The organism is Rhodococcoides kyotonense, assembly GCF_900188125.1.
Classification (GTDB): domain Bacteria; phylum Actinomycetota; class Actinomycetes; order Mycobacteriales; family Mycobacteriaceae; genus Rhodococcoides; species Rhodococcoides kyotonense.
Window position 1 is genome coordinate 116,544 of the sequence record NZ_FZOW01000004.1, and the last position, 23,546, is coordinate 140,089.

The 23,546-nt window shown below is 65.2% G+C and carries 20 protein-coding genes; 1 reads left to right on the forward strand and 19 read right to left on the reverse strand.

Annotated features, from left to right (window positions below; all coding sequences use genetic code 11):
• Positions 1 to 16: 16 nt before the first annotated feature.
• The 12 genes from CHB96_RS08285 to CHB96_RS08345 all read right to left on the reverse strand — a co-directional run bounded on the left by CHB96_RS08285 (position 17) and on the right by CHB96_RS08345 (position 14,422).
• On the reverse strand, positions 17 to 841 hold the full coding sequence (locus tag CHB96_RS08285; RefSeq protein WP_245865349.1) for an LLM class flavin-dependent oxidoreductase: 825 nt from the start codon (positions 839 to 841) through the stop codon (positions 17 to 19).
• Positions 842 to 1,006: 165 nt separating this feature from the next.
• Positions 1,007 to 2,719: an ABC transporter ATP-binding protein gene (locus CHB96_RS08290; protein ID WP_089244978.1), complete on the reverse strand. Its 1,713-nt coding sequence runs from the start codon at positions 2,717 to 2,719 to the stop codon at positions 1,007 to 1,009.
• On the reverse strand, positions 2,716 to 4,539 hold the full coding sequence (locus tag CHB96_RS08295) for an ABC transporter ATP-binding protein (protein ID WP_089244980.1): 1,824 nt from the start codon (positions 4,537 to 4,539) through the stop codon (positions 2,716 to 2,718). Before CHB96_RS08295 ends, CHB96_RS08290 begins: the two co-directional genes overlap by 4 nt.
• Before the next feature lie 2 nt (positions 4,540 to 4,541).
• Positions 4,542 to 5,561, reverse strand: coding sequence for an aldo/keto reductase (locus CHB96_RS08300; RefSeq protein ID WP_089244981.1), 1,020 nt, complete (start codon positions 5,559 to 5,561; stop codon positions 4,542 to 4,544).
• On the reverse strand, positions 5,558 to 6,889 hold the full coding sequence (locus CHB96_RS08305; protein ID WP_089244983.1) for an LLM class flavin-dependent oxidoreductase: 1,332 nt from the start codon (positions 6,887 to 6,889) through the stop codon (positions 5,558 to 5,560). The genes CHB96_RS08300 and CHB96_RS08305 overlap by 4 nt, the downstream gene beginning before the upstream one ends.
• A 1-nt stretch (position 6,890) precedes the next feature.
• A complete protein-coding gene (locus tag CHB96_RS08310; RefSeq protein ID WP_245865351.1) occupies positions 6,891 to 7,772 on the reverse strand; it encodes an LLM class flavin-dependent oxidoreductase in 882 nt (293 codons plus the stop codon).
• 286 nt (positions 7,773 to 8,058) lie between these two features.
• Positions 8,059 to 8,379, reverse strand: coding sequence for a rhodanese-like domain-containing protein (locus CHB96_RS08315; RefSeq protein WP_089244987.1), 321 nt, complete (start codon positions 8,377 to 8,379; stop codon positions 8,059 to 8,061).
• A 100-nt stretch (positions 8,380 to 8,479) separates the two neighbouring features.
• On the reverse strand, positions 8,480 to 9,214 hold the full coding sequence (locus CHB96_RS08320) for a GNAT family N-acetyltransferase (protein ID WP_089244989.1): 735 nt from the start codon (positions 9,212 to 9,214) through the stop codon (positions 8,480 to 8,482).
• Between the two features lie 209 nt (positions 9,215 to 9,423).
• Entirely contained in the window at positions 9,424 to 11,274 is a 1,851-nt protein-coding gene (gene cysC, locus CHB96_RS08330; protein ID WP_089244991.1) for an adenylyl-sulfate kinase, read from the reverse strand.
• The gene (cysD, locus tag CHB96_RS08335; protein ID WP_089244993.1) at positions 11,274 to 12,188 is read right to left on the reverse strand and encodes a sulfate adenylyltransferase subunit CysD; all 915 of its coding nucleotides are present in this window, start codon (positions 12,186 to 12,188) and stop codon (positions 11,274 to 11,276) included. The genes cysC and cysD overlap by 1 nt, the downstream gene beginning before the upstream one ends.
• Positions 12,185 to 12,988, reverse strand: a complete 804-nt coding sequence (stf0, locus tag CHB96_RS08340; RefSeq protein ID WP_089244995.1) for a trehalose 2-sulfotransferase — start codon at positions 12,986 to 12,988, stop codon at positions 12,185 to 12,187. The genes cysD and stf0 overlap by 4 nt, the downstream gene beginning before the upstream one ends.
• Before the next feature lie 87 nt (positions 12,989 to 13,075).
• A complete protein-coding gene (locus CHB96_RS08345; RefSeq protein WP_089244997.1) occupies positions 13,076 to 14,422 on the reverse strand; it encodes a sulfatase family protein in 1,347 nt (448 codons plus the stop codon).
• Between the two features lie 42 nt (positions 14,423 to 14,464).
• On the opposite strand from CHB96_RS08345, the gene CHB96_RS08350 reads away from it, so the two are divergent.
• Complete coding sequence (locus CHB96_RS08350) at positions 14,465 to 15,331, forward strand: formylglycine-generating enzyme family protein (protein WP_089244999.1); 867 nt, start codon at positions 14,465 to 14,467, stop codon at positions 15,329 to 15,331.
• Here the strand turns inward: CHB96_RS08350 and CHB96_RS08355 are convergent.
• The 7 genes from CHB96_RS08355 to CHB96_RS08385 form a co-directional block, all read right to left on the reverse strand.
• Positions 15,321 to 15,842: an FKBP-type peptidyl-prolyl cis-trans isomerase gene (locus tag CHB96_RS08355; protein WP_089245448.1), complete on the reverse strand. Its 522-nt coding sequence runs from the start codon at positions 15,840 to 15,842 to the stop codon at positions 15,321 to 15,323. The two genes, CHB96_RS08350 and CHB96_RS08355, sit on opposite strands and share 11 nt — an antisense overlap.
• A gap of 85 nt (positions 15,843 to 15,927) precedes the next feature.
• Positions 15,928 to 17,118, reverse strand: a complete 1,191-nt coding sequence (locus tag CHB96_RS08360) for an aminotransferase-like domain-containing protein (RefSeq protein ID WP_176444203.1) — start codon at positions 17,116 to 17,118, stop codon at positions 15,928 to 15,930.
• A gap of 61 nt (positions 17,119 to 17,179) precedes the next feature.
• Positions 17,180 to 18,808, reverse strand: coding sequence for a dipeptide ABC transporter ATP-binding protein (locus CHB96_RS08365; RefSeq protein WP_089245003.1), 1,629 nt, complete (start codon positions 18,806 to 18,808; stop codon positions 17,180 to 17,182).
• Complete coding sequence (locus CHB96_RS08370; protein ID WP_176444204.1) at positions 18,805 to 19,659, reverse strand: ABC transporter permease; 855 nt, start codon at positions 19,657 to 19,659, stop codon at positions 18,805 to 18,807. Before CHB96_RS08370 ends, CHB96_RS08365 begins: the two co-directional genes overlap by 4 nt.
• Positions 19,656 to 20,636: an ABC transporter permease gene (locus CHB96_RS08375; RefSeq protein WP_176444205.1), complete on the reverse strand. Its 981-nt coding sequence runs from the start codon at positions 20,634 to 20,636 to the stop codon at positions 19,656 to 19,658. The genes CHB96_RS08370 and CHB96_RS08375 overlap by 4 nt, the downstream gene beginning before the upstream one ends.
• The gene (locus CHB96_RS08380; protein ID WP_089245009.1) at positions 20,633 to 21,982 is read right to left on the reverse strand and encodes an NtaA/DmoA family FMN-dependent monooxygenase; all 1,350 of its coding nucleotides are present in this window, start codon (positions 21,980 to 21,982) and stop codon (positions 20,633 to 20,635) included. The genes CHB96_RS08375 and CHB96_RS08380 overlap by 4 nt, the downstream gene beginning before the upstream one ends.
• Complete coding sequence (locus CHB96_RS08385; protein WP_176444206.1) at positions 21,979 to 23,535, reverse strand: ABC transporter substrate-binding protein; 1,557 nt, start codon at positions 23,533 to 23,535, stop codon at positions 21,979 to 21,981. The genes CHB96_RS08380 and CHB96_RS08385 overlap by 4 nt, the downstream gene beginning before the upstream one ends.
• Positions 23,536 to 23,546 lie beyond the last annotated feature (11 nt).

Genomic DNA, 23,546 nt, shown 5'->3' on the forward strand with positions numbered 1-23,546 from the left:
GCTTCTCCTCGTTGGTTCAGGTGAATGCTGGCCTGCGGCTGAATAGGTCGGGTTCGGCGGGGACGCAGACGCCGAGGTAGTCTCGCAAGGTCGTCACGCCGTCACGCGGCTTGACGGACCCGCGCGCAACCAGGTCCGCGAGCACACGGGTCCACCTCGCGACGTCGTCGATCTCGACGACCATGCCGGTCGCACCGGATGCGAGGGCGTCGTCGATTCCGTCGACGGTCACCGTGGCGAATCCGGTAGGCCCGACGGTGACGTCGGCGCCGTGCGATCCGAATACGACCGGCTCGCCCTGTGGTGTCGTCGGAACCGTGAGAGGCCCTGCTGTCGTGAAGATTCCGTCGTGATCGGCGTGCCTGATGTCCTCGGCGCGGGTGAACACGTTGGAGGCGACATCTCCGACGACGGCCTCGGCAGGCCACGTTCGCCACAGCGCTCGCACCGCGGTCACGGCGTCCTCGGTTCGCGCCTGGGCCGACGCGTCGACCCATGAACTACGTTGTCCGAGGCCGAGTTCCGTGTCGGAAGAGTAGCCCAGTACCCACCACCCGACCCGGCCTCGGGACAGATGATCGAGAGATGCTGTGCGGCGGGCGATGTTGTACGGATGATCGCGTTGCACGGCAGCGTCGACGACGAGGCCGAGCCCCGACGTCCGCCGGGCGACGAATCCGGCGACGGCGCTGGGTTCCAGCCCCGCGACTTCGGTGCCGAGCACCACGAAACCGGTTGCGGATCTGTCGAGTACACCGACGGTGTGAGTCAGCCCTCGAATCGTCAGCGACGAACCACTGCTGAGGCGAACACCGACGGGAACGGGATTTCGATTCGACACTGTGCGTCCTATCCGTAGGTTGCACGTCCGACCCTACGGAGCAGGCCAGGAATGAAACACCCTTTCGATCAGCACGATTCGAGAATCGTGCTCCATTATCTTGCGAAATTTCCCGAAACCCGTAAATTTCGCAAGATAAAGGAGCGTCAGATACCCCCGACGCGACTACAACGTGTTCATCGCCGTCCACGCCCGGAACATCGACGCGTACCGGCCTCCCGACGCCGCCAGTTCCTCGTGGGTTCCCTGCTCGGCGAGCTTGCCGTCCTCGAACAGAAGAATCCGATCCGCGTTCTCGGCGGTGATCATGCGGTGCGCGATGGTCACCGTCGTCCGGCCTTTCGTCAACCGCAGGAGCGCTCGTTGCACGCGCACGTCGGTGGCCGGATCGACACCGCTGGTGGCCTCGTCGAGCACCAGCAGATCCGGGTCGACGAGCGCAGTGCGCGCCAGCGCAACGAGCTGACGCTCCCCCGCCGACAACGCTTCTCCATGTGCACCGACGCGAGTGTCGAGACCGGCGGGCAGGCCGCGCACCCAGTCGTCGAGTCCGAGGTCCCGCACTGTGTCCATCACCTCGGAGTGCGTCGCCTCCGGCCGCGCGACCGCGATGTTCTCGGCGACGGTCCGATCGAACAGGAATGCGTCCTGCGGCACGATCGCCACCCGACGAGCGAGCGACGCCGGTGCGACGCGCGAGAGATTCACCGACGCGAGCGACACCACGCCTTCGGTCGGCGTCAGTTGTCGTGTCAGCAGTTTCGCGAACGTCGACTTCCCGGACCCGGTGTGGCCGACGACAGCGACGTGTTCGTGCGCGTCGATGTGCAATTCGGGGATCTCCAGAGCAGTCGACGACGCGTCGTACCCGAATCTGATGCCGGACAGGTGGAGTGCGATGCCGCCGTCCGGCAAGGCGACTCCGTCGTCGTCGGACACGGTTTCGACGGGTTCGGCCAACAGCTCCTGCACGCGTCGCCACCCGGCAACCGCACTCTGCGCCTCGCCGAGCATGGAGACGGTGAACTGCATCGGCCGGACGAAGAACGTGATCAGGAACAGGAACGCGACCAATTGACCTGCGGTGAGGTCGATCCAGCCGAGGTATCCTGCGCCGGCAGCAGCACCCGCGACGACGACGGCACTGGTGATCACACCGCTGGCTGCCTCACCCAGGGACGCATTGAAATTCAGCGGGAGTTGCGTGTTCATCTGCGCGCGACGCGTGCGCTCCACGAGATCGCCGACGCGCGTCTCGTACTTCTGTCCTGCCCCGAACGCGCGGATCATCTCGGCGCCGTTCACGAGATCGGACATGCCGTCGTACAGGGCACCGACTTCGACGCGAACGACGGCGAATCGTCGTGCCACGACGCGCTGGATCAACCGCATGAGCACGACGGTCACGCCGGTGACTCCGATGACGAGCAATGCCAGCGGCCAGCTGAAGACGAACATGACGGTCGCGGCAACGATCATCTGGGACACGTTGATCACCAACGTGATTCCACCGGCGCGGGTGAACTGCGAGATGGTGTCGATGTCGCCGGTCAGCCGAGCCACCAGCGTGCCGGTGCCGATGGTGGCCACCGACGCGGGCGACAGCCGGAACATGTGCTCGAACGCACGCTCACGCAACGCCGCAAGCGCCGTCTCGACGAACGACACGAGCCGACGGTTCAGCAGACACGACGACGTCCCTGCGATCGCGACCGCAACGGCACCGACCAGCACGGAATGGATCAACACCGTCGTTCGGTCCTGTGCCGACTCGTCGAGCAATGCGTGATCGAGGGCGTACTGGACGGTCAGCGGGACCACGATGCGACCACTTGCGGCGACCACCGCCAGAGCGGCCGTCAGCCACCACCGGGTCACAGTGGATCCACGTAGGCGTCGACGATGTCCCGGTAGCGCTGGCTACGCGCGTTCAGGTCGTCGTGTGTGCCGACGTCGGCGATCACACCGTCTTCGAGGAGTACCACACGCTCGGCGAGCGCGACGGTCGTCTTTCTCGATGCACTCATCACCAGTGTCGACGCCCTCTCCCCAGGTTGCCCGGTCAGCAACTCCCGTCGAATGTTGTCCAGAACGGCAGCCTCGACGGTCGGGTCGAGTGCACTGGTGGCGTCGTCGAGCACGATCAACGACGGCCGCCCGACGAGGGCACGCGCCAACGCGATTCGTTGACGTTGCCCGCCGCTGAGGCTGCGACCACCGCGGCCGACTTGCGCGTCGAGCCCGTCGGGATGAGATCGCACGAAATCGTCTGCGGCGCACAGCGTCAGCGCCCACCAGATACGGTCGTCGTCGATGTCTCTGCCCATCGCGACGTTGTCTCGAACGCTGGCGTCGAACAGGAACGCGATCTGCTGCGCGACGGCGACTCTGCTGTCCGTCTCGGATCCGTGCAGATCGGAGATGTCCGTTCCGTCGTAGCGGACTTCTCCGTCGTCGAGGTCGGCGAGACGTCCGACGACGTTGAGCAGTGTCGTCTTGCCCGAGCCCGTCGCACCGACGACCGCGACCACATCCCCGGCGTCGAAGTGCAGGTCGACGGGGCCCAAAGTCGGCGCGACACTGTCACTCTCGTAGGAGAACGACCCGTCGTGAATGCTGACCGGAATGGGACCGTCGGTGGCCAGCAGCGCTTCGCCCTGCGCGGGGTAGTCGGTGGCGGCCAGAACCCCGCTGACGCGGTCGTGTCCGACGACACCGAGCGGCAACAGCCCGAGAAATCGGCCGATCAGACTGAGCGGCAACGCCATCGTCAGGAAGAGGTAGATGACTTCGACGAGGACCCCCACGGTCAGCGAGCCCGAGTCGACACGTGCAGCACCCACGACGAGGACGACGAGAACCGTTGCTGTGGGGGCGAGTTCGATGACCGGGTCGAACACCGCGTTAACATACGCCATACGGACATTGCTGCGTCGCAGCGTCGTCGACGCGTCCTGAAAACGCCGAGTTTCGGCCCGTGCGATGCCGAGGGTACGGATGACCTGTTCTCCGCGCACGCTCTCGTCGGCGACGGTACTCACGTCCGCGCGCGCTCGTTGTGCGTCACGAGCGCGCGGAGCCGTGAATCGTTGGTACAGAACGTTGGCCGCGACGACGAATGCCATCAGCAGGGCGGCCGCACCTGCGAGATACAGATCGGACCGAGCGATGTTGGCCAATGCGAACACCAGCATCGAGACCGACCCGAGCGCGAAGGCGAAGAACTGCATGGGCGCCCACAGCGCGTCGACGTCGGACACCGCATTCGACAGCAGTTGCCCCGTCGAATGCGTTCGGTGCCAGGGCACTCCGAGCCTCGTGTACTGCCGCACCAGGTCCCGACGCGTCGTCGCCTGATTGCCGAACTGCACGACGGCCGCCGCATAGGAACGCACGATGATCGTCGTGACGCGCAGGAGCGATACACCGGACACGAACGCTACCGCGATCAACCACGTTGCTGCACTGGGCGATTCACCGCCGAAGGCAGGGAGGATCAAGTGGTCGGTCGCCCAGCCGATGGCGACCGCGCTGAGCACCATGGTGGCGCCGTTGACCACGCCCGACAGAATCGAGACGGGCGTGGCCACCCGGTATCCACGGCTGCCCCGGATCATCGCCGACAATCCGGTGCGGAAGATGCGCGGATTGTCCGCGGCACCGAGGTCCGCCCCGACTACCGAAGTAGGAGCACTCACTTCTACTTCTTGCGCCGCAGAACCGTCCCGTGAATCCCGTACTCGTCGATGCGAGCAAGGTCGTCGTCGGTCAGTTCCGGGAAGTCGGTGGCAGCAAGGTTGTGTTCGAGCTGGGCGGTCGAACTGGCACCGATGAGTGCCGTCGTCACCTCGGGGCGGCGGAGCACCCACTGAAGTGCCAACTGCGGCAACGACTGTCCGCGCGATTCGGCGATCTTGTTCAGGAAGCCCGCCCGCGTGATGTAGTCGTCGGAGATGTCGTCGGCCGAGAGGAATGCACTCGACGCCGCGCGCGAATCAGCGGGGACGTCGCCCTGCAGGTATTTGTCGGTGAGCAGGCCCTGAGCCAGCGGCGAGAACGCGACGACGCCCGTGCCGTCCTGAGCTGCGGTGTCCAGGTGCCCGTCCAGTTCGACGGTGCGGTCGAAGATCGAGTAGCGGGACTGATGTACGAGCAGAGGGGTACCGAGTCTCGCGGCGATGACGGCTGCGTCGTGTGCACGCTCGGCGGTGTAGTTGGAGATGCCGATGTAGTGCGTCTTACCCTGCTGCACAGCCGAAGCCAGCGCACCGATCGTCTCCTCCAGCGGAGTCTCCAGGTCGGGGCTGTGCGAGTAGAAGATGTCGACGTGATCGACACCGAGGTCTCGGAGGCTGATGTCGAGCGAGTCGAGCAGCGTCTTGCGCGATCCACCCTTCAGGTACGGGCTCGCACCGATCGGGTTGCCTGCCTTCGACGCGATCAGGATCTCGTCCCGATACCGTCCGAGGTCGCGGCCCAAGACCTGGCCGAACACCTTCTCTGCCGCGCGGAACGGTGGACCGTATCGGTTGGCCAGATCGAAGTGCGTGATGCCGAGATCGAAAGCACGCAGGATGATCTCGCGCTGGGTCTCGAAGTTCCGATTCTCACCGAAGTTCTGCCACAATCCGAGCGAGAACTGAGGCAGTTTCAAGCCGCTGTGGCCGCTCCTTCGGAACGTTGCGTTGTCGTATCGAGTATCTGCTGCTGAGTACGTCATGATGCTTTCTTGTCCGACGCGGTCTCGTCGTCCAGACCGAGGTGGCCGCGCAATGTCGTCGTCGTGTATTCGGTGCGGTAGACGCCGCGTTCCTGCAGCGCCGGAACCAGTTTGTCCACAAGGTCGTTCACCGAATCGCGCACGTGATACGGGTTGATGTTGAATCCGTCGACCACTCGATTTCGGACCAGATCGGCCCAGCGGTCGGCGACGGCGGCGGGCGTGCCCGAGTGGAAACGCGACGCCGGGGATACTTCGAGAACGAGTTCGCGAATCGACAGTCCCTTGTCGTACGCCAACTTTCGCCACTGTGCGATCTGCTCGAGCTTGCCTGTGCGTGCTGCGATGGCCAGCGTTCCGCGCGACGGGTCGAGTTCGTCCTCGACGGGGTCGATGTCCGGCAGCGGACCCTCCGGGTCGTACGACGACAGATCCTTGCCCCAGTAATGCTCGAGGAATGCGACCGCCCGAACTCCGTTGTGCGCGTTGCCCCGCAACCACCGCACCTTCTCCTCGGCTTCCGCCTCGGTGTCCCCGAGTACGACAGTGACGCCGGGCAGAATCTTGACGGCGTCCGCAGGACGCCCGAACGCGGCCGTTCGTGCGCGCAGGTCGCGCGCGTAGGCGACGGCATCGTCGAATGCATGATTGGCCGAGAACACCACATCCGCGTGACGGGCTGCGAGATCACGGCCACCGGTGGAGTCACCGGCTTGGAACAGCACCGGCCGACCCTGAGCGCTCTCCGAAATGCGCGACTGTGCAACAGCTTTCACCAGATCGGTGTCGTGTGACACTTTCTGGCCCGCCCAGTACTGCTTGGCCAGTTCGACGACCTGCGTTGCGCGTTCGTATCGGCGCTCGTGCTCCAACCAGCCACCGCGCCTGAAGTTCTCACCGGTCCACGCGTTGTCGGTGGTCACGATGTTCCAGCCGGCACGCCCTTCCGACAGTGCGTCGAGACTGGCGAGCCGACGCGCGAGTTCCGCCGGGAGGTTGTACGTGGCGTTCTGCGTCGCGACGAGGCCGATGCGCTCGGTGACCGCCGCGAGCGCGGACAGCTGGATGATCGCATCCGGTCGTCCGGCGATGTCCGTCGACAGGATGGCACCACGATTCTCGCGCACGCGCTGTCCGTCGCCGAGGAAGAACGCGTCGAACAGGCCTCGTTCCAGTGTCTGCGCGACCTCGACGAACGTGTCGGTCGCTACCTGGTCCGGTGCGTTCGCGTCTTCCCACACCGTCTGCGCGCCGATGCCCGGGTAGAACACGCCCAGGTGGATCTGCGCGTTCTCGTCGTAGGGTGCGCCCGTGTCGACCGTCGACATGTCAGCTGTTCTCCTTCGCTGCTGCGTACCGGCTGACGGGCCGGGGCAAGCCGAGATTTTCCCGCAGGGTCGTGGCGGTAGGACGTCGGATCGCGAGCGTCGGGACGACGTTCTCCAGGATCGCGCGGAGGTCCTCGGCGGTTCCTGCCCGGAATCGAACCCCGTCGACGACGCCCACCAGCGATGCGAAGTCGTCGTCGGCACCCGCGTCCAGGAACACGAGCGGAGCACCGTCGGTACGTGCGTCGTCGACCTGGTCGAGGCTCTGGACCAGCGCGATGTCCAGCAGATCGGTGACGCCGAGCGCCGCATCGCCGACCACGACGACCTGCCCCTGCGGCGGTCGCGGCGTGATCAGCGGTCCGACGATGTCGAAGAATTCACCCTCGAAGCGCACGTGATGCACCTTGTCGGGATCGAGATATCTGCCCGACGCGGCGTCGCGAATCACCGCGTCGTCCTCCCACGAGTCCCACAGGCGCCGAGCGACGTCGATGACGTCACGGATCTCCTGGCGAATCGAATCCGGCTCTCGCACAGTCGATCCGACCGCGTCGTGCGCCGCTGCACTGTTGTCGGCTCCGACGACCCACGCCCCGCGGCCGTGCGAGGTGTGATCGACGCTCGCGATCTGAGTCGCGAGGAAGAAGGGTTCGGTGGTCAGCGTGTGCACCGTCGGCGCGAGCCCGATCGTGCTGGTGCTGCTCGACACGAACGCCGCGCGCGTCCCGGCATCCAGCGCGTCCCCGGGGTTCTCGGTGAACGTGACAAGAGTGAACCCGGCTAGTTCCGCGGCCTGAACCGTCTCGCGCAGTGCGCGCGGAGAGTCGTTCCCGCCCTCCAGCTCCAGCGCCAGGAGCAGTCCGTCTTCCTTCGTCGACACGGTGATCAGCCTTTCTGGATTCCTCTTGGGTGACCGAATGTTTCGTCCTTCGCCCCCGGCTACCGAACGTCTGCCCCGGGTGGCCCGATTGTTTGTCCGCCCACCCCCGGAGTGACCGAATGTGACATTTGGGCACTCAGAGTGACTGGATGAGGCATTCGCTCCGGCCCGGCCTGCGGCCCGCATAGAGCGAGGGCGGCATTCGGTCACTCAGAGTGAGCAAATGTCACATTCGCTCCGGCCCGGGCGGCCAGCCTCCAGCCCCCGGGCGGCAGCAGGAACCGGCTCACGACACAGTCGGGAGCCCCTGCTCCTTCCAGGCCGGGTAGCCGCCGTCGATGTGGGAGACGTTGGTGTAGCCCAGTTCCTTCAGCTCGTCGACGACCGGTCCCGAGCCCTTCACCGATCCGCAGAACACGACGATCGGTTCGCTGCGGTCACGGTTCTGCGCGCCGAACTCGGTCTGCACGTCCGACTTGTCGACGACGATCGCTGCCGCGATGGTGCCGAACTCGATCCGCGACTTCTCACTGCGTACATCGATCAAGGTCGCCTGCGCTTCCGCTGCCTGGGCGGGGCTGATCAACGACGCTTCGTTCGAGCTCATGCAGGCACTCCCATTTTCGATGGATCGATTCGGGCTCAACTCTTCCCTATCGGCGAGGTAGGGAAAAGAGATCCGATCACCGTGAGTCGAAGGGAATTTCTCAGGCAGGGGTTCGCAGAAGTGTGAGCTCGGATCGTTCGCGAAGCTCGAATCCGATCGACAGGTACAGCCTGATCGCGTTCTCGTTCGACGCGGCCGCGTGCAGGAACGGCTTCTCGCCGCGCTCGCGGATGCCGTGGCCGACCGCGCGAACCAGTTCGGTGGCCAGGCCTCGGCCGCGGTATGCGGGGTCGGTGCAGACGGCGCTGATCTCGGTCCAACCCTTGGGGTGCATCCGCTCCCCTGCCATGGCGATCAAAGCACCTGAATCCCGGATCCCGAGATACGTCCCGAGCTCGAACGTCCGAGGCAGGAACGGTCCGGGCTGCGTGCGCCCGACGAGGTCGAGCATCTCCGGTACGTCGTCGGCGCCGAGGACGAGCGCATCCGGGTAGGGCCGTGTCTCGAGGTGTGTGCCGACGAGCTGGACGAGCCCGATCTGGTCGATCACGTCCCAGCCTGCAGGAACCTGGTGTCCGACGCCCCGCAGCGAGACAACCTCGCCAGGGCCGAACAACTCCACGATGTCGTCCCAGTCCGCGGCCTCCAGGACAGGAGGGTGACCCAGGAACGGCGCGACCTCCGGGTCGAATCGGAACACTCGTCCCGACACCCGGGCGAACCGCGCATGCGCTCCCTGCAGGGATCCTCTGATCGGATCGTCCAGCGGATGAATTCCCTCGACGTACTGCGTGCTCACTGCGTGCCTTTCTCTGCCGCAACCGAACGAGTCCATCGCAGAACCGATTCCTCGACCGACGACCGGGCCGTGTCGAGGACGTGACGAGTCTGCGTCCACGGCTCGTAGTCGCTGGTGACGATATCGGTCCACGACGGCACCGCGAGCCCGGGGATGTCGAGTTCCCGCAGGAACGGCCAACGCAGCCGCCCGCGCCACGGTTGTCTTTCCGGTAGCGGGCAGGCCGGACACGACCACCAACGTCGTCATCGTCCGTCGAGAACCTCGAGCACCCGGGCAACCAGCTGGTCGATGTCGGCACCCGTCGTGTCGATGGTGAGATCCGGGTTGGCCGGTGGCTCGTACGGCGCGTCGACGCCGGTCAACCCCTTGAGCTCCCCGGCACGCGCGCGGGCGTACAGACCTTTCGGGTCGCGACGCTCGCACTCGGCCAGAGGCGTACTGACGGCCACCTCGATGAACGTCAGGTCTGCGGCGTCGTTCAGCGCACGCGCGATGGCACGATCCGACTCGAGCGGCGACACCAACGACGCGATCGCGACGACCCCCGCGTCGGCGAGCAACCGCGTCAGATGCCCGACGCGTCGAATGTTCTCGGCTCGGTCACCCGGCGTGAAGCCGAGGTCGTCGGACAGTCCGTGCCTCACGTTGTCGCCGTCGAGCAGGTAGGCAGCACGACCGGATTCGACGAGAGCACGCTCCAAAGCGACTGCGACAGTGGACTTTCCCGACGCGGGCAGTCCGGTGAACCATACCGTCGCTCCTCTCTGACCCGTCGAACTCCAGCGGTGCGCACGATCGAGTGCCGACGGGTGCCACTTGATGTCGTTGCGGGTCTGCTCACCGGGCTTGACCTCGCGGGCCGTGCCGATCGTGCCTGCACCGACGGTGTCGTTGGACGTTTCGTCGATCAGGATGAACGCGCCCGCGTCGCGGTTGCCGAGGTACGGATCGGCCACGATCACCGACGACGTCCGCAGCGTGACAGTACCGATGTCGTTGAGCGTCAATTCGACCGGCGAGTCCTGCTCGTCGAGCGTCTCCGGGTCCAATCGGGTGTGCAGCGCCTGCACGGTCGCCCGTACGGTCGACGCGGTGTGCTTCAGCGCGACTCGATCCCCCGCGCGCAACGGCGTCGCGCCGAACCAGCACACCGTCGCGTCGATTTCACGCGCGAGAACCGGCTCGTGTGCACCGTCGTCGCCGCTGACGATGACGTCGCCGCGCCCGATGTCGATGTCGTCGGCCAGCGACACCGAAATCGACAGTGGTGCAACGGCTATCGACCGCGAGTCGTCGAGCGTGTCCAGTGCGGTCACGGTACTGCGCGATCCCGACGGTAGCGCGACCACCGCGTCCCCCACCGCCAGTGTCCCGGCCGACAACCTGCCGGTGTAGCGCCGACGCTCGCCGGCCACAGGACGTGACACCCACTGGATCGGTAGGCGGACCTCTCCGGGAATCGCTGCGGGAGCAGTCAATTCGATCGATTCGAGGTGCTCCAGCAATGTCGGACCCGCGTACCACGGCGTGTTCGACGACCGATGCACCACGTTGTCACCGTCCTTCGCCGCCAATGGTACGACGGTCAGTTCGACGCCGCCGAGTCGTAGCGCCAGCTTCTGCAGGTCGGCTTCGACCTCGCGGAATCGCTTCTCGTCGTAGTCGATCAGATCGATCTTGTTGACGGCCGCCACGAGATGTTCGACGCCCAACAACGTGGAGATCCTGGCGTGACGGCGCGTCTGGCGAAGCACGCCGGTCCGCGCGTCGACGAGGAGCACCGCGACGTCCGCCGTCGACGCGCCGGTGAACATGTTGCGGGTGTACCGCTCGTGGCCCGGGGTGTCGGCGAGGATGTAACTCCGTGTGGCCGTGGAGAAGAAGCGGTAGGCGACGTCGATGGTGATGCCCTGCTCCTGCTCGGCACGCAGACCGTCGGACAGCGCCGCGAGGTCGGGGACACCGTCGCGCGTGACGGCATCGAGGTGGTCCAGGGGCAGGCTGTCGGTGTCGAACATCAGACGCCCGATCAGGGTGCTCTTGCCGTCGTCGACAGAGCCGGCCGTCGCCAGACGCAGTAGTTGCCGTGTCATCAGAAGTACCCCTCGCGTTTGCGGTCTTCCATCGCGGCCACCGACGTTCGGTCGTCGGCGCGCGTCTCTCCTCGTTCGGACACGGTGGCTGCGGAGATCTCGTCGATGACGCCCGAGATGTCGGTCGCTTGCGATCGAACTGCTCCCGTGATCGTCAGATCACCGACTGTCCGGTACCGAACCCATTCCGTCGCAGCACTCTCCGCGTCGGACGGTGCCGTGAACTCCGAGGTCGCGAGCAGAATACCGTCGCGCGCGAACACCTCACGTTCGTGAGCGAAATAGATGCTCGGCAGTTCCAGCTGTTCGAGTTCGATGTAACGCCAGATGTCGAGCTCGGTCCAGTTGCTGAGTGGGAACACTCGGACCTGTTCACCACGTCGAATCCGGCCGTTGTACAGCGACCACGGTTCCGCACGCTGCGCACGAGGATCCCACTGGCCGAACGCATCTCGGAAGCTCAGTACACGTTCCTTCGCACGTGCACGTTCCTCGTCACGACGTGCCCCGCCGAACGCCGCGTCGAATCTGCCGGCCTCGAGCGCGTCGAGCAATGTTCTGGTCTGCAACCGATTTCGCGATGCATTGGGTCCACCGACCTCGTTCGATCGGCCCGAGTCGATCGAGTCCTGCACCGACGCGACGATGAGACGATGCCCCGCGGATTCGATCCTGCGATCGCGGAAGGAGATGACCTCGGGGAAGTTGTGTCCTGTATCGACGTGCATGACCGGAAACGGCAGCGGCGACGGACGAAATGCTTTCTCGGCCAGCCGAAGAAGGACTATCGAGTCCTTGCCCGCGGAGAAGAGCAGCACGGGCCGTTCCAGTTCCGCGACGACCTCGCGGATGATGTGCACGGCTTCGGCTTCCAGAATTCGGAGCTCGTCGACGTGCGTGACATCGGTACTCATACTGCGATCCTCTCGTCGCGGTATCGCTGCGCCCAGTCGTTCGAACGGCCGTTGCTCTGCCGTTCCAGCGCTGGTGGCGGCGCGAGCGCCGGGTCGAGCCCGAGCGCCGTCAGGACCCGCGCGACCTCGCCGGGAGTGTCGGCCGCGAGCTGGTGGTAGTCGATCTCGAGCGGGGTGACTCCTGCATCGGCGAACCACCGCTGCCACTGCTGTTCCTGATCTTCGAGGATCGCATGGAGATGCGCGATGCCGTCGGCGTTGTACTCGGCTCGCTCGTCGACCTCGGCGGGAGCGTGACCGCGCCACACCTGCGTCTGCACGGCTCGCCACATCGAAACCGCCTGCGCGACGCGATCGCGTCGGGAGACATGCACGAACAGCACGTCCTCACCGACGACGTCACCGATGGCCGACAGCAGGTCCGTCCCCGATCGGCCTGGCAGCCCGTCCGCACGCTCGACCAGCAATGGCGTCTGGTTCCACATCAGCTTGCCGCCCCAGATGCCATTGGGCGTGCGTCCCGTCTCGAGGATGCGCCGACGCCATTCCTCGGGCGTCTCGGTCGACGGCGTGCCTGTCTGGAGCGGCGCGAGCAGTCGCAGCACGTTCTCGTCGGTGACGCCGTCGAACCATTGCCGCGGCTGCGGCGCCAGCGACGTGGTCGGCAGGTACTGGAAGAACTCCTCGGGTTCGCCCGCCTGGCCGGTGGCACGCAGCGATTCGACCAGCAGCGTGCTTCCGCTGCGCTGCGACGCCAGGACCAGATAGGACCGAGGCCTCCCGTGCACATGATCGCTCATGGAAGGAGATACTAGACATGCGTCAAACGCTCTGCACGCCAGACATTTTCGATCTCGATGCGTAGAACTGTTGCCTTTTTGGCCGCTCTATGCATCTCGGTCGAGCGAGATGCCGCGTTCGGCGCTCAAAGGCGACCGCGACGTCGGCTTCAGTCCATGCGTGACGATGTAGTCGTGGGTGTAGCGGTCCGAGATACGAGACCCCACGAAGTCCGATGGAATGACGTCACCGGTCTCCTCACGCCACGTGTGCAGCCGCAGCGCGAGATCCTCTGCGATGGAACGATACTCGTCGTCGTCGTGCAGATTCACGGTCTCACCGGGGTCGGTGCGCAGATCGTAGAGCTCGTACCGGGCGCGGGGACTACGCACCGACTGTGCGACGGCCTGGCCCGACGGACTCTCCTCGATATCCCACGGCAGATCGAGCTGGGGTCGGTCGGCGTAGTTCTCGATGTAGCTGAAGTCCTTGGTTCGCACGGCTCGGATCGGATCGAACGAATCGTGATAGGTCTTCGACGTGAACACCTCGTCGCGCGCGGGCCGATGTTCCCCGATCAGATGCCGCGCGTGCGACAACCCCTCGATGTCGTCCGGAACCTCGAGACCGAGCAACTCGAGAAGCGTCGGGACCAGGTCGACGCCGCTGAACAGGTCGTCGTACACCCGCGGCGGCACGTCGCGGCCAAGGGGCGGCCGCACGATCAACGCGATGCCGGTGCCGGGCTCGTACAGCGTCGACTTCGCGCGCGGGAACGCCGGCCCGTGGTCGGTCATGAAGACGACCCACGTGCTCCGGTCGAGGCCCGTCTCGGCGAGCGTGTCGAGCAGATCGCCGACGGCGGCGTCCGCGACGGTGATCGAGCCGTGGAACTCGGCGAGGTCGTCGCGCACCTCGGGGGTGTCGGGGAGGTAGTCGGGAATCTCGATCGCCGACGCGTCGTCGGGCGTGTATCGGTCGGCCGGGTACGGCCGGTGCGTCTCGAAGAACCCCGCGGTGAGAAAGAACGGCTCGATCCGATCCTCCTTCAGCCACGCGGCGGACTTGTCGACCACGTATTCGCAGAAGGAGTTCGACACGTCGAAATGCTCGAAGCCGAGGCGCGTCGGGAACGACGTCTCGTGTTGCATTCCGAACAATGTTGTCTGCCAACCCTGTTCGGCGAGGAGCGAGGGAAGCGTCCTGACGTCCGGGCGATACTCCCACCCGTGATGCGCGAGACCGACGAGGCCGTTGCTGTGCGGATAGCGGCCGGTGAACAACGACCCGCGCGACGGCGAACACAGTGGCGCAGTCGCATGCGCGTGGGTGAAGAGAATGCCCTCCGCCGCCAGCGCGTTGAGCCGCGGACTGCTCACCGAGCGGTGCCCGTACGCGCCCAGATGACGACCCAGATCGTGCCAGTGAATCAGGAGGACGTTCTCTTTCGTCATTCCTATTGCCTAGCACATCGGTAGGAATGGCAGCATGAAGACATGGCAGGCGGATGTTGCACACCGGATCGGGGCGGCGAGTCGCACAGCCGCGCTTCTGCAGTGACGGGCGGCACGCGGCCGACGTTGATTCCGATACCCGGCGGCACGTTCCTCATGGGCTCCGAGGACGACCTGGCCTACCCGCTGGATCTCGAAGGACCGGTCCGAAGCGTCGACGTCGACGCATTTTCCATCTCGGCCACGACGGTGACGGTCGCGGAGTTCGAGAAGTTCGTCCGCGAAACCGGCCACCTCTCCGACGCCGAACGCTTCGGGGATTCGCTCGTGTTCAGCGGCTCGCTCCCCAGGGGCGACGCGTCACCCATCGTTCCGGCGACGCCGTGGTGGCGCGTCGTCGCAGGGGCATCGTGGCGCATGCCTGCCGGGCCGTCGTCGTCGATCGATGCGGTCCGTGACCTGGCCGATCACCCCGTGACGCACGTGTCGAGACGCGATGCCGAGGCCTATTGCACCTGGACCGGAACCGCGCTGCCGTCCGAGGAACAGTGGGAGTACGCGGCCCGCGGGGGCCTGGTAGGCAAGCCGTTTCCGTGGGGTGACGACGAGAACCTGGACCGCATGAACACGTGGCGCGCTGAGTTCCCCGGCAACCACAGTGATGCGATCTTCACGGCGCCCGCGCAGTCGTACGAGCCCAACGGCTTCGGCCTGTACAACTGCACCGGCAACGTCTGGGAATGGACCACCGGGATGTTCGACGCGTCCCGCCGGGACCGCCGCGCCGTGATCCGCGGCGGATCCCATCTGTGTCACGCGAGCTACTGCCGTCGATATCGGACGTCGGCGCGCTCGGGCGTCAGCGAGGATACGTCGAGCAGTCACACGGGCTTTCGAGTTATCCGGTGACGTCGAGAATGTCTAGGACGAAGACGAGGCTGTCGCCTGCCTCGATGCCGGCCCTGGGCTGACCGTCGGGGTAACCGTCGGCCGACGTCATCGCAACGGCGACCTTCGATCCGACGGTCTGACCCGCGATTGCTTTCTGGAATCCCGTGACGACGCCGGTCAGCGGGAACTCGGCGGGCGCTCCCCGCTCATAGCTGCTGTCGAAGACGGACCCGTCGCGGCCGTTGACACCCACGTAGCAGACCGACACCTCGGCGGTGTCGGCGACGACCGGACCGGATCCCGCCTCGAGAGTCTCGACCTGCGTCTCGGTGACACTGAACGGCGGATCCACCTCGACCAGCGGCGACGCGGAGTCCGTCGAACCGACGACCGAGACGCTGCCGGTGTCGCCGTCCAGTGTCCAGTCGGGGGTGCCACCGGCGTCGGGATCGCCCGACGGGCAGGTGGTGGCTGCGGCCGTCGACGATTCGGTCGACGGCTCGGAGTCGGAACTGCAGGCAGAGAGCATCAGGGCGAGCGACGCAGCTCCGGCCACGACGACACCGGGAAACGACAAACGGGAAGAATTCACGGCGCCCAGGCTACAGCCGACGCTATGTCGCCTGCGTGAATGCCTCCGCGAACCGGTTCGCGCCCGCGACCAGATTCTCGACGGTCTGGTTGCTGAAGCCGAGGCGTGCACTGCCCAGGTACCCGACGGGCCCCGTCGGGTCGAAGTACCGACCGAGCGAGAAGTCGACGCCGAGGCCGCGTGCCCTGGTCTGCACGTCGGCGAGGTCGACGGCTGGATCGGTTGCCCTGAGCCACAGGAAGATTCCACCTTCCGGCCGGACGATCTGCAGCTGTCCTGGCAGGGCGGATTCCAACCTGTCGACGAGGATCGACGAGCGTTCGCGGTACAACTTCTGCCCGCCGGCGACGATGCGATCGAACGTACCCTCGGAACGAAGCAGCCGCGCGACGGCGGTCTGCGTCACGAGCGATGTGTGCTGATCCTGCGTGCTGCGGATCCGCGTCAAGGCCGGAATCAGCCACTGCGGCGCGGCGATCCATCCGAGGCGCAGTCCCGGGCCGAGTGTCTTGGAGAACGTGTTGGCGCGAATCACGTTGTCGCTACCGAGGTCGAAGTCGTCGACTGCCGTTCCGCCGAACCGCAGTTCCTTGTACGGATTGTCCGAGACGATGAGGAATCCGTACTGCTCGGCCAGCCCGACGAGCCGCGTGCGGGCCTCGGCGGACAGTGTGCTGCCGGTCGGGTTCTGGAAGTCAGGGATGACGTAGAACAGTTTCGGTCGTGCGCCTGCGCGTAGTTGTTCCTCGAAGCCGTCGAGGTCGAGGCCATTCTCGGAGGTCCGCACGGGGAGGAAGGTCGCGCCGTAGTAGCTGGCCTCGCGCAGTGCGAGCGGGAAGGTCGGGCTCTCGACGGCGACGACGTCACCCGGTTCGAGCACGGCGTCGAAGATGAGGTTCAGCGCATGCAGCGCGCCGTTGGTGACGAGGATGCGACCGTCGTCGACTCCTTCTCGTGCACCGATCCACTCACGGAGCGGTGCGATACCAGGCAGTACCGAATAGTGCAGTGCTGCAGGCTCGGTCAGCGCTTCCTTGAAAGCCTCCGCGAGCTCGGCCGTCGGCAACGCTTCGTCTGCCGGCACTCCCCCGAGCAGGCGAATGGTGTTCTCCGCCAACCCGGTCGCGGGTGGCCCGAATCCTCCGGCGAGCTGCCGATCGGTGCCCCGATGGGACAGCAGCGAGTGCAGATCGGTTCCGAGTGTCTGGGTCATGATTTTCCCTTCGTTGGTGCGCCTTCGGCGCCTGTGCGTGCAAAGTTGGTCTGCGCTGTAACTACGCACGCACGGGCGCAGCCGCATGTCCTGGAACTGAATTCAGTAGAGCCTTCGTGTATTCGTGCTTCGGGTCGTCGTACACGTCCTCGGTCGCACCTTGTTCGACGATCGTGCCGTGCCTGAGCACCACCACGTCGTCGCACAGATACCGGACGACGGCGAGGTCGTGCGATATCAGCATGAGCGTCAGTCCGCGTTCCTGTCGAAGCCGTTGCAGCAGACGAAGAATGCGCGCTTGAACCGACAGGTCGAGTGCAGACACCGGTTCGTCGGCGACGATCAACGACGGTTCGTTGGCGAGTGCGCGTGCGATGCCGACGCGCTGACGTTGACCACCGGACAGCTCGTGTGGCCGCCTGCTGCGGAATGCTGTCGGCAACTCCACCTCGTCGAGCAGTGAACTCACGCGAGCCTGGACCGTCGAACCTCCAAGGTCGACGTCGTTGTATCGCAACGGTTCCGAGATGGACTGCTCGACGGTCAGCCTTGGGTTCAATGAACCGTAGGGGTCCTGGAACACGTACTGCACTTCCCGACGCCACCGCCAAGCTCCGTGGGCATCGAGAGTGCTGATGTCGGCCCCCTCGAACACCACCGAACCGGCGTCGGGTCGGTCCAGACCGACGATCTGTCGCGCGAGAGTGGTCTTGCCGGAACCGGATTCGCCGACGATACCGAGCGACTGACCGCGCTGCACGGCCAGATCGATTCCGTCGAGGGCAACGTGCGAGACACGCCGGAGCTTGCCCGGCTGAGCGACGGCGAAAGCCCGTCGGACATCACGTACTTCCACGAGTGGGCGGGCAGAGTCGACGGTCGGGGTCGCCGTCACAGGACGTACCAATCGGTTCGGAGTTGCTGCCAGCAGCGTCCGTGTATAGGGCTGCTCGGGTGCCGACAGGACCTCCCGCGTAGCACCGGACTCGACGACGACACCGCCGTTCATCACGTTGACCCGACTGGTCCGGTCCGCAATAACACCGATGTCGTGGCTCACCAGGAGCACACCAAGCCCGAACTCGACCTTGAGCCGATCGATCAGGTCGAGAACCTGCGCCTGGACACTGACGTCGAGTGCGGTCGTCGGCTCGTCGGCGACGAGTAGTTTCGGCGAGCGCGCAAGCGCCAGAGCGATGACGACGCGTTGATTCAATCCACCGGACAGCTCGTGAGGAAATGCCGACAACGCCTTGCCGACGTCCGGGATGCCGACAGCGTCGAGCAGTTCGGCCGCGCGGGCCCGACGCTCGCGCTTCGACCCGACCGATCGCGGCAGAGCCTCGACGACCTGGGTCGATATCGTCAGCCGCGGGTTCAGCGATGCCGTCGGATTCTGAAACACGACGCCGACATCCGCGCTCGTGACCCGGCGGCGCTCTCGCGCGTCCAGCGCTGTTACGTCGGTCCCGGCCAGCAGCACACGGCCGGAATCGATTCGAGCTGTGCGGGGCAGGAGATCGACGATGCCGAGGGCCGTCATGGTCTTGCCCGACCCCGACTCACCGACCAGTCCGACCGTCTCGCCCGGATGAACATCGAGCGACACTCCACGCACGACGGTGGTTCGATCGTCCTCGCTCCCCACCGAGACATGCAGATTGTCGAGAGTCAATACGGGATCGGTCATGTTCGCGCTCCGAATCTGTCTGCCAACGCGTCGCCGATGAGTTGGAAGCTCACCACCGCCAGAATGAGGACGGCCCCGGGAAACAGTGCGACCCACGGCGCCGAGTCCAGTCGTGCCTGTCCTTGCGCCACCATGGCTCCCCAGTCGGCTGTGGGTGGCTGAACTCCGAGCCCGAGGAAGCCGAGGCTCGACTCCAGAAGCAAGATCGCCGACGCGTTCAACGTGAAAGCCACGACGAACAGCGGAAGCACGCTCGGAAGCAGATGCCGGACGGCGATCTGCACGCGCCCGAGGCCACTGAGACGGGCCGCCTCGATGTACGGCTGCCCGACGACCGATTGCGCATGGCCACGAATGACTCGGAACGTCAGCACCCACGAGCCAGCGACGAGGACGATCAGAAGCGGTCCGATGGAATTGCCGACGAACGACAGGATCACGAGGGCGAGAACGATCGTCGGAATCGCGAGCTGGACGTCGGCCAATCGTCCGGCGACCACGTCGACCCAGCCGCCGATCAGCGCGCCGGCAAGCCCGAGGACGATGCCGATGAGCGCCGCGATGACGCTGGCGATCAACGTCACCGACAACGCAGTCCGTCCGCCGTAGAGGACGCGACTGAACAGATCGCGGCCCAGCTCGTCCGTCCCGAACCAGTGAAGTGCACTGGGGGGCTGCAGGACCGCACCCAAGTCCTGTTCGAGCGGTGAATACGACACCAGAACGGGGGCGAGCACCGACGTCACGACCAGCACGGCGAGTATCACGACGCCGAGAATCCCGGTGACCGAGGATCTCCGACGCGATCGAGGTGTGACGGGCAGGTCCAACTCCACTGCGGATGCAGTCATGACGAAATCCTCGGATCGAAGACGACCGACAGCACGTCGACCAGAAGGTTGATGATGACGAAGCCGATGGCGATCACCAACACACATGCGATGACCAAGGGGTAGTCACGGTTCTGCACTGCGTTGATCGACAACTGTCCGACACCGGGCCACGAGAAGATCGACTCGGTGATGACCGCGCCGCCGAGCAGTACGCCTGCCTGGATACCCAGGACGTTGAACGTGGATCCGAGCGAGTTGCCGACGATATGGCGCACCGTCAGTGTCACCGGACCGATCCCTTTCGATCTGGCCGTCCTGACGTGATCGGACTCCAGCACGTCCAGCACTGCGGTGCGGAAGACGCGCGCAATGGTCGGAACGAAGTAGATGCCGAGTGTTACCGCGGGCAACACGAGGTGTGCAAGGGAGCCGGACCCGCGAGGCGGCAGCACATGCCAGGTTACCGAGAACAGCAGAACCAGCAACAGCGCAAGAAAGAATCCGGGGATTGCATCGAGCGCGGTGGCCACGCTGATCGGTAGCTTACGAAGCAGCGGTGATGAACTCGTTGCGGACACGTAACCGAGCGCCCCACCGATGATGATTCCGAAGAGGAGTGCGGCTACTCCCAGTGTGATACTCGGGGCGAGGCGCGACAGGACGATGCCCAGCGGATCTTCCTCGTAGCGGATCGATTCGGGAAAGTTCCCGGACAACACGGCACCGAAGAATCGCACGTACTGTTCGTAGATCGGCTTGTCGAACCCGTACAACCTGGTGACTCGTTCGAGTTCACCCGCGGGCGCGTCGGGCGCAATGAGCATGACGGCCGGGTTGCCCGTGGAGTACAGCGCGAAGAAGACCAGCGTGATCGCGCCCCAGACCGCGACGAGCCCGGTGACGGCTCGCCGCAGCACGTATCGTCCGTCGACAGGGACGCGTACGACGCGGCGGGACAGCGTTTTCGGTGCCGCGGCCTCGGCGACGGTCGTCATCGCCGGCCGTCCGTCCATTTCGTGCCGGCGATGTTGCCTCGCAGCGTCGTATCGCTGTACTCGGTTCTGAAGACCCCGCGCCGCTGCAGTTCCGGAACGACAGCACGCGCGAAGTCGTCGAACGCACCGGGAAAGTGCGTGGGAGACAACACGTAACCGTCGACGGCTTCTGCTTCGAACAGATGAACCAGCTGGTCGGCCACCTCGGACGGTGATCCGACGATCTGCGGTGTGAACTCGCTGGCGGAGAAGGTCTTCGCGACCTCGCCCAGTGTCAGGCCGCCGTCGAGCGACTCCCCGGAACCCGCGGCGAGGTTACGGAGGTTGTCCAGCAATCGGACTCCGGCGTTCTCGTCGGTGCTGCGCGCACCGACGGCCTCGGTGAAATTGGTGTCCGGGGACAGTCCTGTGAAGTCGGTTCGTACGAAATGGCTCAGGAACGCGATCGCCGCATCGGTGTCGAGCAACGAGGTCAGATATCTCTGACGCGCTCGCGCGATCTCCGTTGTCTCTCCGACGATCGGTTGCACGGCGGCAATCAGTTTGATGCTGTCGGGATCACGGCCGGCTTCCGCAGCAAGGCGTCGTAGATCGTTGCGCTTGGCCCTCAGGTCGTCCTCGTTGTTCTCGATCGCGAACACGAGCTCCGCCCACTTGCCACCGAACTGTCTGCCGCGAGGCGAATCGCCTGCCTGAATCAGCACAGGCTTGCCCTGCGGTGACGGCGGCAACGTCAGCGGCCCCTTCACCTGGACGTACTTGCCTTGATAGTCGGGGGTGGTGACCTTGTCCGGGTCCACGAACACCCCCGTCGCCTTGTCTACGACCAGTGCGTCATTCTGCCACGAATCCCACAGTGCGACAGTCGCTTCGACGACCTCGTCACCGCGATCGTAGAGCTCCTCGCGTTCGAGCTCCTCGACGAACGGGAAGTTCGCATAGGTCGGTGCACCGCGACTCATGATGATGTTCCACGCCACCCGTCCACCGCTGAACTGATCGAGGCTGCCGAGGGTGCGTGCGAGGTGGTACGGAGCGGTGAACGACGCCGACAATGTCACTCCGATTCCGAGGTGCCGCGTGACGCCGGCGATGACCGAAGCCAACTGCGTCGGATCGTGCTTGACCGCGTTGCTCAGCCCGTAGCGCGCGAACGCCGGGTTGTAGGCGAGGGTCTCCGGAATGAATGCCATGTCGAATTTCGCGCGCTCGAGTGTCCTCGCCGCGTCCTCGAACAAGCCGCGATCGTTGAAGTCTCGTTCGGAGTACGGATGCCGCCACGCACCGGCGAAATGGTTGCCGGGGAACAAGATATAGCCGGCCAGGAAGAGCTGCCTGTTACTCATTTTTTCGTCACCTGCTGCGCGTAGAGGTACCGAGTCGTGCGAGAAGGCCAGTCGATGTCGTTCGCGACAACCGACGTGAACGTGCCGGGCCACAGGAACACGGTGTGCGCGCGATCGTGGTAGATCTGTGTCGCCTGATCGGCCAGCTGCCTCGCCGAAGCCTCGTCCGTCGCGGCCTGCAGCCGGTTCACGACGTCGTCGAACTCGGGGTCGGTGATGTTGCTCTGCTTGTACCGCGACTTACTGGTGAACGGATCGAACACCGCCCAGGAATTCTGGTACTGCCCACCCCAGCCGATGTAGACCAAGTCCGCGGCTGCCGCGCTGTCCTGGTTCTGCCGAGACAACCATGCCGGGAACGGCGTTTCGGTGATGTTGATCGTGATGCCCACGTCGGCAGCCTGCTGCGCGACGGCCTGACCGATCGCGGCTCCGGCTGCGTACGTGCCCGCGGGGACGTCCAGATCGAGTACGACGCCAGTGGCATACCCCGCTTCGGCGAGCAACTGTCGCGCCTTGTCCGGATCGTACGGATATTCGCCGACGGCCGGATTGGTCTCGTAGAAAGGCGGTGCGATGACCTGGCCCTGAGACGGCTCGACCGCTCCGCCCAGCAGACCGTCGATGATCGACTTCTTGTCGACCGCGTAGTTCAGCGCCTGTCGCACGCGAACGTCCGCAAGCGGCCCACCTTTGTTCTCGTTGATCGAAATGACCTGCACCCAGGACGAATCCGACAATGTGGTGTCGTAGTCGGGATTCGACTCGAACTGGCCGATACTGAGCGGATCAAGGTTGAGCGCAATGTCGACTTCACCCGCCTGCACCGCCGACACTCGTGCGGATTCCGCTGCGAGGACCTTGTATTCGGCGTTCTCGAATGCCGGCTGCTCACCCCAGTAGTTCGGGTTGGCCGTCAGCTTTGCACCGTTCTCGAGGTCGATCGAGGCCAAGGTGTACGGCCCCGTGCCCAGTGCTTCGGTGTTGAGGTTCCCCGTCTGCCAGAACTGCGGTGTCGTCAGGTAGATGTTCCACAAGCGTGACGGTAAGTCGATCGCGGGCGACTTCAGATCGAACGTGACCACCCCTGGCTCGTCGGTGCTGACCGAGTCGACGTAGATCTTGAACTGCGCGCCGAGCTGACTCTTGGTCTCGGGGTCGAGCAATTCCTGGAAGTTCCAGACCACGTCCTCGGCGGTCAACGGAGTACCATCCGAGAACTCGACGCCGTCGCGAATGTCGAACTTCCACTGCAGCGGCCCTGTGTTCTCCCAGCTCTCCGCCAGCCGGGGGTGCACCGAGCCGTCAGGGTCGAGGTAGGTCAACGCCTCGTAGACGGTTCCCTTGACCGACCCGTCGCTGTCCGGTGATCCGCCGTTGTGCGGGTTGAGACCGGTCAGCTGCCGGGACAGTGCGAGCGTCAACGTACGATCGCTGTCTTCGCCGCCGGACGTGGACTCGGATCCGCCGAGCGCCGAGCCGCACGAGCTGAGCGTCAACGCGGCCGTCAGCACGACCACAGGGATCGCCCAACGCCGAAGTGTGCGTGTCATCGAAAGTCTTT